The 17,093-nt window shown below is 36.3% G+C and carries 14 protein-coding genes; 6 read left to right on the forward strand and 8 right to left on the reverse strand.

Annotated features, from left to right (window positions below):
- Window positions 1–631 precede the first annotated feature (631 nt).
- The 4 genes from NSCAC_RS08060 to NSCAC_RS08075 all read left to right on the forward strand — a co-directional run bounded on the left by NSCAC_RS08060 (window position 632) and on the right by NSCAC_RS08075 (window position 8,121).
- Window positions 632–2,749, forward strand: a complete 2,118-nt coding sequence (locus tag NSCAC_RS08060; protein ID WP_197744294.1) for a TonB-dependent receptor — start codon at window positions 632–634, stop codon at window positions 2,747–2,749.
- Window positions 2,750–3,067: 318 nt separating this feature from the next.
- Entirely contained in the window at window positions 3,068–5,200 is a 2,133-nt protein-coding gene (locus NSCAC_RS08065; RefSeq protein WP_197744295.1) for a TonB-dependent receptor, read from the forward strand.
- A gap of 39 nt (window positions 5,201–5,239) precedes the next feature.
- The gene (locus tag NSCAC_RS08070) at window positions 5,240–5,503 is read left to right on the forward strand and encodes a TonB-dependent receptor (RefSeq protein WP_197744296.1); all 264 of its coding nucleotides are present in this window, start codon (window positions 5,240–5,242) and stop codon (window positions 5,501–5,503) included.
- 461 nt (window positions 5,504–5,964) lie between these two features.
- Window positions 5,965–8,121, forward strand: a complete 2,157-nt coding sequence (locus NSCAC_RS08075; RefSeq protein WP_197744297.1) for a TonB-dependent receptor — start codon at window positions 5,965–5,967, stop codon at window positions 8,119–8,121.
- A 59-nt stretch (window positions 8,122–8,180) separates the two neighbouring features.
- Here the strand turns inward: NSCAC_RS08075 and NSCAC_RS08080 are convergent, their stop codons facing one another.
- The 8 genes from NSCAC_RS08080 to NSCAC_RS08115 all read right to left on the reverse strand — a co-directional run bounded on the left by NSCAC_RS08080 (window position 8,181) and on the right by NSCAC_RS08115 (window position 14,534).
- The gene (locus NSCAC_RS08080) at window positions 8,181–8,984 is read right to left on the reverse strand and encodes a DUF3298 and DUF4163 domain-containing protein (protein ID WP_197744298.1); all 804 of its coding nucleotides are present in this window, start codon (window positions 8,982–8,984) and stop codon (window positions 8,181–8,183) included.
- A gap of 89 nt (window positions 8,985–9,073) precedes the next feature.
- Window positions 9,074–10,282: a tetratricopeptide repeat protein gene (locus tag NSCAC_RS08085; RefSeq protein ID WP_197744299.1), complete on the reverse strand. Its 1,209-nt coding sequence runs from the start codon at window positions 10,280–10,282 to the stop codon at window positions 9,074–9,076.
- Window positions 10,283–10,371: 89 nt separating this feature from the next.
- On the reverse strand, window positions 10,372–11,025 hold the full coding sequence (locus NSCAC_RS08090; RefSeq protein ID WP_197744300.1) for an energy transducer TonB: 654 nt from the start codon (window positions 11,023–11,025) through the stop codon (window positions 10,372–10,374).
- Window positions 11,022–11,432 (reverse strand): ExbD/TolR family protein, encoded by a 411-nt coding sequence (locus NSCAC_RS08095; protein WP_197744301.1) that lies wholly within the window; start codon window positions 11,430–11,432, stop codon window positions 11,022–11,024. The genes NSCAC_RS08090 and NSCAC_RS08095 overlap by 4 nt, the downstream gene beginning before the upstream one ends.
- 10 nt (window positions 11,433–11,442) lie before the next feature.
- Window positions 11,443–11,961, reverse strand: coding sequence for a MotA/TolQ/ExbB proton channel family protein (locus tag NSCAC_RS08100; protein WP_197744302.1), 519 nt, complete (start codon window positions 11,959–11,961; stop codon window positions 11,443–11,445).
- Entirely contained in the window at window positions 11,945–13,276 is a 1,332-nt protein-coding gene (locus NSCAC_RS08105; protein ID WP_232085922.1) for a MotA/TolQ/ExbB proton channel family protein, read from the reverse strand. The genes NSCAC_RS08100 and NSCAC_RS08105 overlap by 17 nt, the downstream gene beginning before the upstream one ends.
- 85 nt (window positions 13,277–13,361) lie before the next feature.
- Window positions 13,362–14,138, reverse strand: coding sequence for a DUF3450 domain-containing protein (locus tag NSCAC_RS08110; RefSeq protein WP_197744304.1), 777 nt, complete (start codon window positions 14,136–14,138; stop codon window positions 13,362–13,364).
- A gap of 231 nt (window positions 14,139–14,369) precedes the next feature.
- Window positions 14,370–14,534, reverse strand: coding sequence for a rubredoxin (locus tag NSCAC_RS08115; RefSeq protein ID WP_197744305.1), 165 nt, complete (start codon window positions 14,532–14,534; stop codon window positions 14,370–14,372).
- A 98-nt stretch (window positions 14,535–14,632) separates the two neighbouring features.
- Between NSCAC_RS08115 and thiE the strand changes: the two genes are divergently transcribed.
- Window positions 14,633–15,259 (forward strand): thiamine phosphate synthase, encoded by a 627-nt coding sequence (gene thiE, locus NSCAC_RS08120; protein ID WP_197744306.1) that lies wholly within the window; start codon window positions 14,633–14,635, stop codon window positions 15,257–15,259.
- Between the two features lie 105 nt (window positions 15,260–15,364).
- Window positions 15,365–17,068, forward strand: coding sequence for a mechanosensitive ion channel domain-containing protein (locus NSCAC_RS08125; RefSeq protein WP_197744307.1), 1,704 nt, complete (start codon window positions 15,365–15,367; stop codon window positions 17,066–17,068).
- Window positions 17,069–17,093 lie beyond the last annotated feature (25 nt).

Below are 17,093 nucleotides of genomic sequence, written 5' to 3' on the forward strand. Positions count from 1 at the left end.
GTCCAACTATGGAGAACTTCTCTAGTTTAGAATTTGCTTACTATCAAGCTCTAAGCGAATTTCAGTTTATAGTTGAATATCTAGGGCGATAGGATCATGGGACCTTATAGTAAGATTTTGAGAAATTAAAATTAGCTCTTGTCTATTCTTTAGGCAACACAAATAACTCCTATCTGCATTGCCTAGTTCCATATTAAAGTGGTATTTCTCAGAAATATCAGCACCAATTTACCTAGTCTTTATACAGAAATCTAGGGCTTATCAATAGATAATCATCATAAATAAAATACAAAAAACAAAGTCTTTAATATTTTAATTATATCCTGCCGAGATAGTTCTTTAGAAAATTTATGACTATTTAATAAAAGAACGCTAGCCTATCAAATTTGTAATCGTACAACACCTATTATGTGCAGTATAGGCCACCAATTTATATCTTAGGTAAATTAATTAAGATTTTTACTTAAGACCTTATTCTACATAGATCTTCTAGAAAGCCCCATCTACTTGTTTCTAACAAAATAAAGATAAATTTTTTATAAAAAAATATGCAAATGATATTAATTTTCATTTATACTAATGGATAGATGTTTTCATAACTTAATAAAAATATTTAAGCGTAGTTCATTTTATGAAGAATACAAATATATTTTCATCTCAATTAAAAATACCTAACTCAATCATATTACTTACATTCTTATCGAGTATCTCTTTTGCTCAAGGGGCAGAAAAAATTAAAGAAGAAAAGAGTGAAGAAACCAAAAAACTAGATCCAATACAAGTACAAAGTGCTAAAGGAGAAAGTACCTATTTTCTTCCCAATACCAGTAGTGCTATGCGTACAGACACTCCTCTTAAAGACACCCCCCAAAGTGTTTACGTGTTGCCTAAAGAATTACTCCGAGATCAAAACGTACAATCTATCGGAGATGCCATGCGCAATGTCCCAGGGGTTACCGTAAATTTGGGAGAAGGTAATCGAGATGAAGTTGTAATTCGAGGGATCGATACTAAATTTGATTTTTTTGTCAATGGACTACGTGATGATTCCGAATATTTTCGTGATCCCTACAACATAGAGCATCTAGATGTGCTCAAAGGATCATCAGGAATGATTTTTGGTCGAGGTAATGGAGGAGGTGTCGTAAACTTAGTCACTAAGCAACCTACCTTAACTCCTCATTATAGTATCAACTTAAACGGTGGTTATTGGGATCACAAACGAGCTACTGTAGACTTTGGTGGACCTATTCCTGGAGATGTAGCCAGTTACCGTTTAAATGCCATGGTAGAGGACTCTGGTGGTTTTCGGGATTTTTTCTATCTCCATCGCTATGGGGTAGATCCAGAGGTTACCTTTCAAATTGATCCCAACACTAAGCTGACTATTGGAGGACAGCACCTCAATGATAACCGATTAGCTGATCGAGGGATTGCCTCTCAGAATGGTCGTCCTGCAGATGTACCGATTGAAACATTCTTTGGTTCACCTACCCAAAATTTTTCTTATCAGAATGTGGAAGAAGCTCATGGAATATTTGAGCATACCTTCGATGATTCCTTAAAAATTCAAAACTCTTTCCGGTTTATTCAAACGGTACATAATTATCAAAATTTATATCCAGGCAGTGCAGTTTCAAGTGCAGGTACTGTCGATCTTTCAGGCTATCACCATGATAATACTCGAGATAATTTTTTTAACCGTACAGATATTATCTATAAAGTAGATACAGGTTCTATTCACCAAGAGATTATGAGTGGTTTAGTGGTTTCTCATGAAGAAGATAGTGATCTTAAAATTGATGCGAATAAAATTACAGGGGTTTCTATTTTAGATCCAGTTGGGGTGGGTGTTTTTGATAAGGTCAGTAGAAATCGCCATGTTACAGGTACAGATATTGGTGTATACTTGCAAGATCAAATTGCTTTTAATGAACATTGGAAGTTGGTGGCTGGGGCTCGCTATGATTGGTTTAAAGTAGTAGGTGATGATTTCTTAGGTGGTCCACATACCGAACGCGTTGATAATACTTTTAGTCCTCGAGCAGGGTTAATTTATGAACCTACTAGCTTTGCTTCATTTTACGCCAGCTATGCTAAAACCTATACTCCTCAAGGAGCTAACCTCGCTCTTTCTCTAAAAGATGCTTCAAATGCAGCTCTTGCTCCTCTTGTTTCCACTAACTATGAGATAGGGACTAAGTTTGTCATTCTTAAAGACAAACTTTCTGTCAATTCTGCCTTCTTCCGTCTTGACCTAGATAATGTAAATAGCCCAGATCCTAATGATCCTTCCATTCTAGTTCAACTAGGTTCCCAAAGAAATGAAGGCTTTGAAGTCAGTGCTACTGGTGAAATTTTCCCCGGATTGCAAATTGTTGGTGGTTATACTCGTTTAAGTGCCCATCTTTTAACGGCTACCACCAGTGGTAATGCTGGGGCTACCGTTGGATTAGTGCCACAGGATCAATTTAATTTTTGGAGTACCTATGCTTTCACGCCTCACGTTGGCATGAGCGCAGGAGTAAATGCTCAATCGAGTATGTATACTTCCTTTAGTGATAAAGTACTTCTTCCCGGATATGTGCTGCCTCGAGCAATGATCTATTACACCGATTTAAATTATCGAATCTCATTGAATTTTGACAACATATCCAATACAGTCTATTACCCTACTGCTGCTGGCGATAATCAGATTATGCCAGGGGCACCATTTAATGTAATGGCAAATTTTACTGCTACCTTCTAACACTGCATCACGTTTACTCCCTCTTGCTAGGCAGAGAAATTATTATTTCTCTGCCCTTTTTTTTTAAATAAAAATATTATCTAATTTACCTTGATAATGATAATTGTTATTACTATATTTAAAGTGTAGCAGTAAAATTTACTACTACACTCTAAACACTGCATCACTTTTACTCCCTCTCTCTAGGCAGAGAAATAATATTTTCTCTGCTCTTTTTTTTTAAATAAAAAAAATTATCTAATTTACCTTGATAATGATAATTGTTATTACTATTTTTAAATAGCTTTTTTAAAATTAAAGTTAAAAGGGGATAGTGATATGCAAAAAACCTCGATGGTATTTGCCATCATAATATTATTAGCAATAGCTCCAGTTCAAGGAGCAGAAAAAGAGAAGGGAGAAAAAACTAAAGAAAATACAACTGATGAAGAAACTAAAAAATTAGAACCCGTTACGGTCATGGGTAGAAAACTCTCCCCCTATAGAGTGGATACCAACACCGCACTGGGAACCGACACCCCAGTACTGGATACCCCTTTTTCTATTACTCCAATCCCCAGACAAGTTCTCAATGATCAAGCCGCCCAATCCCTAGAGGATGCAGTCCGTAATACTCCCGGGGTTTCAATCAATCTAGGTGAAGGTAATCGAGACCAGCTTATTATTCGCGGTGTCAGCACTAATTCCGCTTTTTTCATGAATAATATGCGAGATGATGCTGAGTACTTTCGACCGCTCTATAATGTAGATCATATCGATATCCTAAAAGGACCGTCGGCAAGTCGGTTCGGCCGAGGAAACGCCAGCGGTATCGTCAATTTTGTGACCAAACAAGCAGAACGTCGAGAAATACGCCATATTATGGTAGAAGGTGGCGGCGGCAATAATGCATCTCCCTGGGGCCATTTCCGAAGCCAGCTTGATTTCGGTACTCCTATGGGCGACTCCAGCGCTTTCCGTATTATGGGAATGGGAGAAACTTCAGGAAGCTTTCGTGATTTCTACTTTCTTAATCGCTATGCAGTTAACCCAGAATTCCATTTTGAACCCGATGACCGCACCCAAATCGATCTGAATTTATCCTACCTTAATGATAATCGTCTTGATGATCGAGGCATCCCTTCTCAAAATGGATTACCAATTGATGTTAGCCGTAGCCAATTCTTTGGCTCTCCTAACCAAAATAGATATTACTCTCAAGTTACGGCAGGTTATTTTAACATCGAACACCAATTCGACGAGCACCTGAAAATACGTAATAAATTTTATGTATTTGATAATACCCATAATTTCAGCAACTTTGCCCCCGCTACTTCCGTCAACGAAGACGGTATGTTTCAATTTCTAGGTTATCAGAGCCTGACTCAGCGTATCAGTTATCAGGATCGTGTTGAGATTATTAGCGATTTTAACACCGGAGGAATAAAGCATCAGGTACTAAGTGGTGCAGACTATACCTGGCAACGAGATTGGGCCAGCGTAGTTTCTCCCCAAGGGGGATTTGATCTGCCGCAATTTTTCTCCATAAACAACTCGCTCCTTACCACCGAGGTGCCCTTGACGAGCTTAAGTCGAAATAACCACATTGCTGCGGATGAAATCGGCGTTTTCCTACAGGATCAGATTGCTTTTAATGAGCACTGGTCTATATTACTGGGCGCCCGTTATGATCGATTTACGGTGAATACACAGTTTCTTGCAGTAAACGCTACCCAGCAACAAACGAATGACACTTGGTCACCCCAACTCGCCTTGATGTACAAACCAGTTGAGTTTGACACGATGTACTTTAGTTTCAGCCGAAATTACATTCCAACTGGTGCCAATCTTTCCAGCTCAATTTCAACGCCAGGCACTAATATATCACCAGAAAGATCCGATCAATATGAGTTTGGTAATAAACTCAGCCTAGTAGATGATAAATTACTAATGACTCTTGCTTTTTTTCAAATCAATTTAACCAATATACCAGGCGAGCTCCCCAACGGTAGCCCTGAAGCAATCTCTATCGGTAAACAGCGAATGAAAGGTATTGAGTGGTCTACCAATGGTAGTATCACCGATCAATGGAATATTTTTGCCAATTACACCTATATGCCAGAAGCTAATAATTTAGTAGCGGTCGTAGGTACTGCTGCTGGTGCTCGAGTGGGTCTAGTACCACGCAATCAGTTTTCCATCTGGTCTACTTATGACATTAATAAACATTGGGGTTTTGGGGCTGGCGTTCATGGAGAATCTAACCGGTACGCCACATTTACCGATCAGGTCACCCTACCTACTTATGCCGTAGGGGATCTTATGGCCTACTACCAAACAAAAGGTTATCGCTTCCAAGTGAACCTAAATAATGTCTCTGATCAAACCTACTATGCAACGGCCCAAGCAGACAACCAAATTATGCCTGGAATGCCTCGTAGCGTATTCGCTAGTGTGAATATAGATTTCTAAAAGGGGTTCCCGCATTTCTGTACTAACCAGCGACCCTGTATGTATGATTTTACACCTCATTTTGGGATGGATGCTGGCGTGACTAGTCAGTCTAGCATGTATACTACATTTAGCGATAAAGTATTATTACCTGGTTATACGCTTGCTAATGCGATGTTTTACTACAAAGCTCTAAATTATCGAGTCTCTTTGAACCTTGATAATATAACTAATACGATTTATTACCCTACTGCTGCTGGTGATAATGAAATTATGCCAGGGGCACCGTTCAATGTAATGGCAAATTTTACTGCTTCATTCTAGTACCTTTCTCTAGACAGAGAAATATTCATTTCTCTGTCTAATCTTTTATCAACTGGATATATCATCTAACACAATAGCAAGTTCCAACACTTTATTTTAATCCACCCTTTTTTTCTCTCTTAAATAAGGAATAAAAAGTACGGTATTTCACAGAATTTTTTTAAATATTTCGTGAAATCACAAAGTATTTTTTTATTAAAAAACCATTGATTCAATAATTCACTGTTTTCTTAGCTAAAAATAGATTGGCATATTAATTGCTTTATCTTATGAACCAGTTTATTAAAATCGATTTCTCTACTTAAGCTGTTACTTTTTCATAGTACATGTGAAGCAGGTTGCTACCAATAGGAGTTTAAATTACATATAGCTCTATTCGTCTTATAACAAAATTGTTAAAAATGTTAACCATTATACCCTCAATTGACATCTATTTCTATTATTAATTTTGGAGTATAGCTATGTTACAAATGAGTGCAGTATCAGGTCGAATTAATTTTTTTGTTAATTTATTGTTTATATTATTATTTTTAGTATCCTCTCCGAGTCAAGGTGCTGAAGAAGAAAATGAGGAGGAAGCTGATGAGATAAAAAAACTTGATCCTATTCATGTTCAAAGTGTAATTGAAGAAGGATATAATATCCCTAACACTTCCAGTGCCACTCGAACTAATACATCTCTTCGAGATATTCCCAAAACTATATACGTACTTCCAAAAAATCTGCTCCGTGATCAAAATGCACAATCCTTTACGGACGCTATGCGTAATGTACCTGGAGTAATGCCTATGCTGGGAGAGGGAGATCGAGATGAAGCAACTATTCGAGGTATTGTTACTGAGTATGACTTTTATATGAATGGTATGCCAGACACTTCACAATATTTTCGTGATCCCTATAACGTAGAGCATATTGATGTATTAAAAGGAGCAGCAGGGATGATTTATGGTCGAAATGACGGTGGTGGTATCATAAATCGAGTAACCAAGCAACCTACCTCTACACCTCAGTATAATTTAAATCTAAACTATGGCTATTGGAATCATAAGCGTACGACTATAGATCTTGGTGGCCCCATTCCATTAGGAGATATGACAACTTATCGTTTCAATGCCATGGCTCAGGATTCAGGAAGTTTTCGAGACGATTTTTTTATCCATCGCTATGGCGTAGATCCAGAAATAGGCTTTCAGATTGATGACAACACTAAACTTACAGTAGGAATGCAATATCTTAATGATCGGCGACTTGTAGATCGAGGAATTCCCGGACAAAATGGAAAGCCAGCAGATGTTCCCATCAGTGAATTTTTTGGCTCGCCTACTCAAAATAATACTTTAACTGTGCTTACTGCTGCTCACGGTATCTTTGAGCATCAGATTAATGAGTCTTTAAAAATTCAAAATTCTTTTCGCTTTACTAACACAGAAAAGATCTATGCAAACATTTTTCCAACGAGTGCAGTATCAAATGCAGGAACCGTAACTATGTTTGGCTATAATGATTTTGATAATCGTGATGGTTTTTTTAACCGTACTGATATTATTTATGATGTAGATACAGGACCAATACATCAAAAAATACTAGGAGGTATGTTTCTATCTTATGAAAACGATCGCGGTATTATTAATTTGGCATCGGCCGCTCCAGGTAGTACTTTTACTGTATCAGTTCTTAATCCTAATGTAGTAGGTGTATTTAATATACCTTCTAAAAATATTATTGTTAATGCAACAGATATTAGTCTCTTCTTTCAAGATCAGATTGAGTTTACCAAAAATTGGAAGATGATTGTTGGTGCTCGTTGGGATAATTTTAGAACAACAGCTACAAATTTTTTACCAAATAATGGTCCAAATGTTGATCATTTAGATACTATGTTTAGTCCTCAGTTGGGATTAACCTACCAGCCAAACGATATTGCCTCGTTTTATATCAGCTATAGTCAAGCTCATGCACCTCAAGCAAACAATCTTGCTTTCACTATAGAGAGTACCGATGATCTAAATTTAGCTCCTTTGGTTGCTACAAATTATGAGATGGGTGCCAAATTTAATATACTTGAGGATAAACTCTCAGTAAACGTGGCTCTTTTTCGCCTTGAGCAAGAAAATATTAATAATCCAGATCCTACTAATCCACTTATTGTGGTACAAACGGGCAAACAGCAAAATGAAGGTTTTGAAGTGAGTGCAGCTGGAGAAATTCTACCTAAATGGCAAATTTTTGGCGGCTACACCTCTTTAAATGCTCATATCTTAACTAATTCAACAGAAACTTTAGATACTGTAACGAATGCTACAGCAGGGGCTGTTGTAGGTTTAGTCCCTCAAAATCAATTTAATCTTTGGAGTACTTATGACTTTACTTCTCATTTTGGTATAGGTGCTGGAGTGCTTGGGCGGTCGAGTATGTTTACTTCATTTACTAACACACAAGTTCTTCCAGGCTATGCGATTGCTAATGCTATGGCTTATTATCAACATTTGAACTATCGAGTTTCTTTAAATTTTGACAATATTGGAGATGCTCGTTATTATTCCACCGCAATTACTGATAATCAGATTATGCCAGGGGCACCCTTTAATGTAATGGCAAATTTTACTGCTTCATTTTAGCGTCCATGTATACTTGGCAGAAAATCCTTATACCTTCTGCCAAGATTTTCTAAGTTTACCTATGGTTTAGTTTCATTAACTGCAAACATTGATTTATAGATAGGGTTAATGAAATCAGCAAAAATTTTTAATGGTATTTCTACCACTTGAGTTCCATAAACATAGGGTACCACTTGATAAGGGGGAAAAATTAACTGTAATATATTTATCTTACTAGAAGCATCTGTAGCCAAGAGTATGAATTCAGAAAAGTTTGACTGAATAGGCTGAGTACCTTCGTTAATTGCTTCTGTTATAAATTTATATTGTTCTTGTTGAACTTGCATATTAGAGAGTTGAGAAGAAATTTGATTGAGTAGTTTTTCTTTAAGTACTGTACGAGAAAATTTAGAAAATTGCTGACGTGCAGTTTGAGGATCTATAAACAAATCATTAAAAGTGATTATTCTTTGTGCTTGCTTGTTATATATAAAGCTCATCTCTATAGGTAGAGGGTGTGCTCCACCTGTATCAGCTCCACCGCTTCCTCGAATACTGATTAGTTCTTCTGTTTGCGAAATAATAGAAAATGTTAAAAATAACGTAAATTTCCGTTTTGTAAGATCTGGGAAGTATTGTAAATCAGGTATATTTTTTATAAATTCTTCTTTAACAGATTGACCTGTTTTTTCTAGGATATCTCTAAGCCTTTCTTCTTGTACTAGCTCGGGGTAAGTAATACTAATCGCATAGCGTGGTTCTTTAGGCAATACCAATACTTGTGATTGATTGCTAACAGGATAGATAGAGCATGTTTTACTAGCACGATGAATACCAATAGTACTTACTATTACTGTAAGAATAAGAGGTAACCAACGCTCCAAAAATCACCCCTACTAGGAATTCTCACATATTATCCACAAGATTCTTCTTATGGATAGTACGAAGTGTTGCAACTCTCTATAATAAATTTTCAGCCTTCAGTTTCAGCCTCTGTGTGCTGTTGTTGTACTAATTGTAAATGTTTGAGCCATTGATCAGCTTGATTGTGATACTTAGGGGATCGCTTTGCTTTTTTTAAGAATTCAATTGCTGGAACAATTTGCTCTTGTTCATATTCTACTCGAGCAAGGGAAATATAAACTTGTCCAGAATCTTTAAGTCCTCCTTTTTTTAAGGCTTGTTTAAAAGCGAGCTCTGCTTGTTTCCATTGTTGAAGTTCGATAAACATTTGCCCTAAACGCAGCTCCATTTTGCCATCTTCACGTAGCTTCCCTGCTTGTTTAAATGCGTTTGCAGCTTTTTCCCACTCTTTAGCTGCAAACCAAGACTCAGCAAGTCGCTCTAAATTTTTATCACTAGTTTTAATCGTGTTGTTTGTAAATCCTTTTTGTAGAACTATCCCAGCTTTATAGGGCATATTAAGATAGCGATAAAAATCAGATAACCGGACTAAATCTACTTCTTTAAATGATTTAATATGAGTAGTTAACCCTTGGACTGCTAATGAACGCTGCTCTTGGTTTAACTCTAGATATATTCCAGCCAGCTGTTGCCAGTATTCTTTTTTTTCTGGAAATTTAGTGATTAAAATTTCTAGAATTTTAGCAGATTCAGGGTATTGTTTTAGCTCTAATCGAGCTGCCAAGCTAAGCTGATACCAATACTCTTTGGGATCTTCGCTATGATTAATTGCAGCAGTGATATGGGAGATTGTTTTAGTATATTTTTTTAAATGATAGTAAGCATTAGCTGCAAGTACGTGAGCATCAGTACTAGAATCTCCAATACTCTCATCTCTAAGCCAATCTTCCAAAAATGCTGCTGCTTCAGCATATCGTTCAGTAATAATATAAAGCTGACCAAGTGCGTAGTGTACGCTATTACTTACTTGATCAGGTAAAACCTTTAGGTTCAAACTATCTTTAAATGTCTGAATAGCTTTAGGATAATTTTCTAAAGAGGAATAAGTATAGCCTAAAGTTTGTAGTACAATTGCTTGTTCATAGTTTTTTTGTTGACCTGCGCCTTGCACCAGACTAAATAGATCTTTAAGCTTGCTAAGTGCAGTATTATATTCTTCTTTATTTAGTAGCTTATGGATTGCACTCAAAGATTCATAAGTACGAGGGCTCAGTGAATATTGAGCTGCAGCAATTGCAGAATTAGATAAGATGCTCAAACATAGTAAATATCCTAATAGGATTAGCTTTTTATTCAAAGAAATTTCTAAATATCTGCTTGCATTCATAGATTATAAATTTAAACTTTCTATTGCGCTAAAGTGAAATCAATGGTTTGAGTTACACGTTGTTCTGAGATATCCTTTCCTTGTCTTTTAAACTTCCAACGTTTGATTGACTGTAGTGCCGCTTGGTCAAATATACCGGGGGGATGAGCTTCAATGATTTTTGGATCATGCACTAACCCATCTTTATCTACTGTAAATACAATAGTTACAGCACCTTCTATTCCCCTGCGGGCTGCACTGTAGGGGTATTGAGGAGGTATCCGTGCAATAGGAATTAAGTCTCCACCCCCCATATCAGTCCCAGTTCCTAAGCTACTACCCAAGGCATCTCCAAAACTCCCTAAATAAGGCTCCATTTTATTTGCAAGTAAAGGCAAATCAACACTTGTAGTAATTTTAGGTAATGATGAAGGAGATTTAGGGGCTATAGTCTGTTTTTGTAGCGTAGCCATAGGTGGGGGGTTTTTAGGAGTTAGTGGCTTTTTAGGCAGTTCGCGTTGTTTAGGCTGAAGAGGTTTTAGCTTTTCTCTTGGAGTTAAATGAGTAAAATCGGTCAAGCGAATAGAATCTACCTTTTTAAGCTTTCCATGCTGCTCTTCTACCATAAAGGACATAAGCAAAAATAGCCCAAGATTAATTAGCCCAGCAACAACAAAGGCAGTAGTATATTTCATTGTTTTTGATTTGCAGCGATAGATATATCACTAATACCCGCTAGTCGCGCTTGATCCAGAACTTCAATGACTACTCCAGTTTTTGCATTTTTATCCGCTACAATGACCACTGAGTTAATCTGCTTCTCTCCTTGCCCATGTTCAATAAAGGTACGTACCGATCGAATATCGATCTGTTTTTGGTTTAACCAAATTTCATTATTACTACTTATAGTAATTGTGATGTGTTCTTGTTCTTTGCTAATAGCTGTTTTTGCAGAAGGGCGACTGACTTCAACCCCAGATTCTTTAGTGAAAGAAGTGGTTGCAATAAAGAAAATAAGTAAAATGAATACCATATCAATCATAGGAGTAAGATTGATATTGACTGCTGAATTACTCTGCCGGTGACTATGCTGTGGTCTCATATAATTTCCCTTATCTTAGTAAATCCATAGTCTGCTCAATTGTGCGATCAACTCGATGTTCTAAATCAGCACTAAAGTACACGCCAGAAAGAGAGGTAACTAATCCTGCTAGGGTCGTAATTAGAGCGGTAGAAATCCCTCCTGCAAACCCACGAGTATTGCCAGTGCCAGAAACTGTCATCACATCGAAAACTTCGATCATTCCAATTACTGTACCTAGTAGACCTAGCATAGGTAATGCAGCAGTTAAGCTTTTAATTAAAAGTAAAAATTGCTTTAGATGACTTGCAATATCTGCAATCATTCCTTCTCTAATTTTTTGAGCATGCCAAGAGCGGTGTTTTGGTAGCTGTTCCCATGAGCTAATTAGCTGCTGCAATCTGGCAGGATGGAGAATAAATAAAAAATAATAACGCTCAATAATTAGCATCCACATAAAAAAAGAGGTAATAAAAATAATCCATAGTACACTTCCTCCTTGTACCAAAAATGAATTTATTTTGAATAATCCATCAGAGAACATTCCCATGTTTGCTCTCCTGTAATCCATGCTGTTTTTCTGCTATCCAAGCGATGATAGCAGCACTTTCTTCATCCAAAATTTGGATAATTCGATTACTTTTACTGGCAAGACTACTGTGAATTAGTAAAATAGGAATCGCAACGACTAATCCAATCACTGTCGTGACTAGTGCCTCTGAAATTCCAGCAGACATTAGCTTAGGATCATTAGTACCAAATAAGGTAATCGCTTGAAATGTTTCAATCATTCCTGTCACCGTCCCTAACAGACCTAGAAGTGGAGCTACATCTGCTAAAATTGCCAAAATAGGCAGCCCTCGCTCTATGGGAGGGATTTCTTTTAAAATAGCTTCGTCTAATCTTAAGGTTAAGGTTTCTACATCTTCTTTTTCATTTTTATAAACACCTAAAATTCGCCCTAAAGGATTATCTTGATCCGGTGTTTCTGTACGGCGTTGTTGCTCAATTTTTCTGTCAACGATAGATAAGTAAATAAACCGTTGTAATGCCACTAAAAGACCAATAACTCCTAGAATTATAGTAACGTAACCAATCCAGCCACCTTGAGCAATTCTTTCCTTTAAATTTGGATTTTGTACTAATAGAGAAAGTAATGTACCTCGACTTGGATCTACTGCTATAGGAAGTGCTTCATCTCCAGTGGCCTTTTCAAAATCTGCGGCAATTCCTAGGAGACGAGCAGCAGGTTGGCGACTAAGCTCCGCTAAACTAGAAACAGGCTCAGGGAGATAGCGTAAATATTTACCTTCAGAAACTGCAGTGAAAGTACCTACTCGGGTTACTTGTTTATTTATAATCTCCCCACCTACAGTAATCACCGGTGCTTGAAACGTAACTATTTTCCCGCTTTCTGTCATTTGTTCTTGTAGACTTAACCAAAGCTGGCGTAGATTATTAATGGTAGGTAGTTTATCTTTTTCTGCAATTGCAGTAAGTGGCACAGATCGATCTGGAAATTGAGCAGAAACTAAAGACTCGTTTAGAATAGGTAGGAAATTTTGTGCTACTTTCTGTGCTGTCTCAAACAGATCTTTTAGAGAATTAGAGCGTTCTTTGAGATCAGCTTCTTTTTCTGCCAGAATTTCTTCATTTTTTTTGAAAATCTCTCTTAACTCTTGTTCTCTCTGATCAGCAGCTACCAGATCAGATTTTGCTTTTTCTAATAATTCTTTTTGCCTATTTCGATCAGATAGGAAATGCGATTCTCGTGCAGCATTAAGCTTTTTTTCTTGAATACCTTCCTGTCGCACTTGATTTAGGAGCTGATCTAAAGTTTTAGGAGTTTCCCCCCAAGAATTCATAGGTAAGAAAAACATCCCATTTAGAGCAAAAAAGAATATTTTTTTTAGTAAAATTTGGCTTGAATTTTTTATCATTTTTTTAGAATTAGCCATGGCTGTTATATTTCTTTGGTGCTTGAATAGGAAGTAGTAATAAATCCTCTGGTGCTTGTTTTTGAGCAATTAATAATCCTTTAGTAATTGCGGAACAATAAGAATCAGGGACAGTTACCCAGCCATGTTTTTGCTGATTCCAACGACCACAGGTTTTATCATCTAAAGTGTGGAAAAATAAAGCAGTACGGCCGACACGAAGAAAGTCAACAGTGCGAGATTTACCGTCATCCATTGCTAGAATATCTCGGTATGATGCAATCGTTTGCCCGTACTCCACTTCTACCTGATAAGCCTCTATAAGCCGCCTGTATTTTTCAGAAAGAGAAATATCAGCTCGATTCATAAGATCTTGAAGTTGTTTCACTCTAGTGTGGCGTTCCTCCAGTAGAAAAGGAACATCTAAAGAGACAAATTGATCTAGAGTAGAAACCATACGGAGCATGAGTGGTACAATTTCATGCCGAGTGGTTTCGATATCCCTTAACTGCTCTTGTAAAGTAGAGAATTCTTCAGCTTGGGAGTGAATAAGTTTCTCTAATTGATGATTATAGGTATTAAGGCTATCGAGTTGAGCAGTAACTTGGCGATATTCAGTTAGTAAAGCTTGGGTTTCTTCAGAAAGTGCGTTAATTTTTTGCTGAGATTGCCTTGCAGCTTGGTTAGTGTTTATCTGTGTTTGAATGGTTTGCTCTAATGTGGTTTCTGCCTGACAAATAAAAGAGCTAAAATAAATGAAAAGAAATAAGATAAACCTTGCTATTCTCATCGATATCGTTACCCATAAAATTTTTTAATTATCTCTACTCTAGTGTAAATAAAAACAATTATCAATAACAATATTATAGAAATTCAAAATTCGCAAGCTACATAGCTAATAAAATAATTTTTTTATTATAATAAAGGATATTACTTATACTACTAGGACAATATTAATTAGAATCCTCTGTTTTTTATATCTCGACTTAAGAGTTATTACTTTAGTCTATAAAGGACTGGACTATACTTCTATCATTTCAAAATCATCTTTGCTTGCCCCACACTCTGGGCAAACCCAACTTTCTGGTATATCTGCCCACTTTGTTCCTGGTGGAATACCATCATCTGGCCAACCCTCTGCTTCATCATAAATAAAACCACAAATGATACAGATATATCGTTTCATTTCTTATCCTCTGCTATAGTGAAAAAACTAAATCTTTATATATTTTTCTAAAAAATTAAAACTTATTAAAATTATACTGAAATTCACAGTATTTGTTTATGAAACATTTAATTCATGGTCTTTATGCAATTGTAGATACTGGAGTAATTCCCCCCGATCGCTTTCATAATGCAGCATCTGAAGTACTATTAGGGGGTGCAGATTTAATTCAGTATCGAGATAAAGATCAAAGCCCTGAGCAACGCTATAAACAAGCTATAGACTTACGCCAATTATGCAGCCAACACAGTGTACCATTAATTATTAATGATGATATTGAACTTGCTGCTCAAGTTAAGGCAGATGGTGTTCATCTAGGGAAAAGCGATGCTTCTATCTTGCTTGCTAGGCAAATTTTAGGAAAGAAAGCGATTATTGGAATCTCTTGTTACAATGAGTTATCTAGAGTAATTGCTGCTTGGGAGACAGGAGCCGATTATATTGCCTTAGGTCGATTTTTCCCTTCAATTACCAAACCTAAACCTATTTTTGTCTCACTAGATCTGCTAAAAGAAGTGCGCGAGAAAGTACCACTACCCATCGTTGCAATTGGAGGAATTACACCACAAAACGCTCTGCCAATTATTCAAGGAGGAGCTGATGCAATCGCTGTTATTGGTGGTATTTTTCGTCATCGAAATATCCGTCAACAAACTATTATCTATAAAAAATTATTTTTAGGTTGAATATAACTTTCTTAGGGGTTCTACAATTATAGATCCCTATTTTTAGGTTCAGCATGAAAGTGATTTCATCTAAAGTATAAGGCTGAGATTTAGCTAATTTCTTGTATGTTTTTAACAAATATTACTTACCATAAATTCTATAGAGCACTTTTAGTAATTGTAGTAATTGTTTTTTGTACTCTAGGACAAAGTAGCTTTGCTCAAAATAAGGAAGCATTACTCTACCCTCAAATTAGTGAAATTCAACCTAATCCTGTTGTTGGCTCTTCGGAACGACAATGGATAAGAATTATAGGTAATCATTTTACTTTTAAATCTACAGTAGCACTGTATCTTGGTGAGAGAGTTTTTTCTATCCCTCCTGAACGCATAAAACTCATTAGTAGTACTGAGTTAGCAATTTACATTAATGTTTCTACAAAACCTTCTTTATGGAGAGTACAGGTTAATAATGGAGGTAGAAATGCTACACCTTTTAGTTTTAGCGTGATTGCCCCTAACTCTGAATCTGAAGAGTCTCAAAGTAAGCTGGAAAGCAAACAAATACCAGAAATTGCAGAAGTATCTGAACAAGACGAAAATGCTCTGCAAAAAGCAGAGAAAAAAAAGGAAATAGAACTGCTGGATAAAAAAGAAAAGGAAATTCGCGAGGAAATAGAACAAGCAAAAGCGATTATACAGGAATCAAAAAAAGAAGCAGCACAAGCAGCTACTGAAAAAGCCATTACTGTACAAGAAGTAGAAAAAAAATCACAGATCGCAAGTGCTGCTAAAGTACAAGCGGAAACACTTCATAATATAGAAAAAGAAGCATTAGTTGATAATGGTATTAAATCAAGAGTTCAGGAATTAATAGAAAAAGTTAGAACTTTTGAGCAAGCTGCTATTGATGGTACAAGTAGGCTTATTGCAGTACAAGCAAAAGAAGAGGCTGCTAAAGAAAAAGTAGCTGCAAGTGAATCTAAAATAGAAAAATTAAATGCAGAACTTATTCAACTAAAAAAAATAAAAGCTGATCAACTTACTTTGGCTGAAAAACTTATGAATACTCTATGGATTATAGTAATTAGCTTTATTATTTGGTTAATTAAAAAAATCATTGTACGGAGATTTGAAAGTCCAGAAATAGAGGAAGAAGAAATACAAGAGGGCAGCTCTCGTTTGAGAACTCTTGCGTTATTTCTAAGTTGGTTTGGCACACTTCTTATTATTATAGTAGCACTTTATTTAATCCTAGATACATTTGGAATTAACATGGCTCCTATTTTAGCTAGCTTAGGATTTCTAGCACTTTCTTTAAGTCTTGGAGGTCAACATTTAGTAAGGGATATTCTTCATGGTACGGTTATCTTAATTGAAGGACAGTACAATATTAACGATGTAATTAGGGTTGAGGGAATTATTGCTGATGGGTTTTCAGGACGAGTAGAAAATATTAATTTACGCCGTACTCAATTAAGAGATATACGTGGCAGTGCTATTTATATCCCTAATGGTGATATTAGAACGGTAACGAATTTTACTAAAAATTATGGTCGAATAGTGGTTGATATTGGGGTACCATTTAAAGAAAATACAGATCGAGTTATGGAAATTATGGAAGAAGTTATGAAGGAGATGCGTCAAGGACCAAAATATGAAAAACTAGTTAAAAACTTTGAAATGCTTGGTATCGAGAGCCTAAAGAAAGAAGAAATTATCATCCGTTGTCGCTTTAAAACGGTTGCTGGCAAGCAATGGTCCGTTGCTAGAGAATATCGGCGCAGATTAAAAAGTAGATTTGATAAATTTAGCATAGAGCTTTCATAACTTATTAAATATAATATATTTTCAA

The organism is Candidatus Nitrosacidococcus tergens (assembly GCF_902810445.1).
Lineage (GTDB): Bacteria > Pseudomonadota > Gammaproteobacteria > Nitrosococcales > Nitrosococcaceae > Nitrosacidococcus > Nitrosacidococcus tergens.

Bases quoted from the DNA above. Each gene is read 5' to 3' on its own strand.
- NSCAC_RS08060 (WP_197744294.1), top strand. From the start codon at position 632: ATGAAGAATACAAATATATTTTCATCTCAATTAAAAATACCTAACTCA.
- NSCAC_RS08065 (WP_197744295.1), top strand. From the start codon at position 3,068: ATGCAAAAAACCTCGATGGTATTTGCCATCATAATATTATTAGCAATA.
- NSCAC_RS08070 (WP_197744296.1), top strand. From the start codon at position 5,240: ATGTATGATTTTACACCTCATTTTGGGATGGATGCTGGCGTGACTAGT.
- NSCAC_RS08075 (WP_197744297.1), top strand. From the start codon at position 5,965: ATGTTACAAATGAGTGCAGTATCAGGTCGAATTAATTTTTTTGTTAAT.
- NSCAC_RS08090 (WP_197744300.1), bottom strand. From the start codon at position 11,025: ATGAAATATACTACTGCCTTTGTTGTTGCTGGGCTAATTAATCTTGGG.
- NSCAC_RS08095 (WP_197744301.1), bottom strand. From the start codon at position 11,432: ATGAGACCACAGCATAGTCACCGGCAGAGTAATTCAGCAGTCAATATC.
- NSCAC_RS08100 (WP_197744302.1), bottom strand. From the start codon at position 11,961: ATGGGAATGTTCTCTGATGGATTATTCAAAATAAATTCATTTTTGGTA.
- NSCAC_RS08105 (WP_232085922.1), bottom strand. From the start codon at position 13,276: ATGAATTCTTGGGGGGAAACTCCTAAAACTTTAGATCAGCTCCTAAAT.
- NSCAC_RS08110 (WP_197744304.1), bottom strand. From the start codon at position 14,138: ATGAGAATAGCAAGGTTTATCTTATTTCTTTTCATTTATTTTAGCTCT.
- NSCAC_RS08115 (WP_197744305.1), bottom strand. From the start codon at position 14,534: ATGAAACGATATATCTGTATCATTTGTGGTTTTATTTATGATGAAGCA.
- thiE (WP_197744306.1), top strand. From the start codon at position 14,633: ATGAAACATTTAATTCATGGTCTTTATGCAATTGTAGATACTGGAGTA.
- NSCAC_RS08125 (WP_197744307.1), top strand. From the start codon at position 15,365: ATGTTTTTAACAAATATTACTTACCATAAATTCTATAGAGCACTTTTA.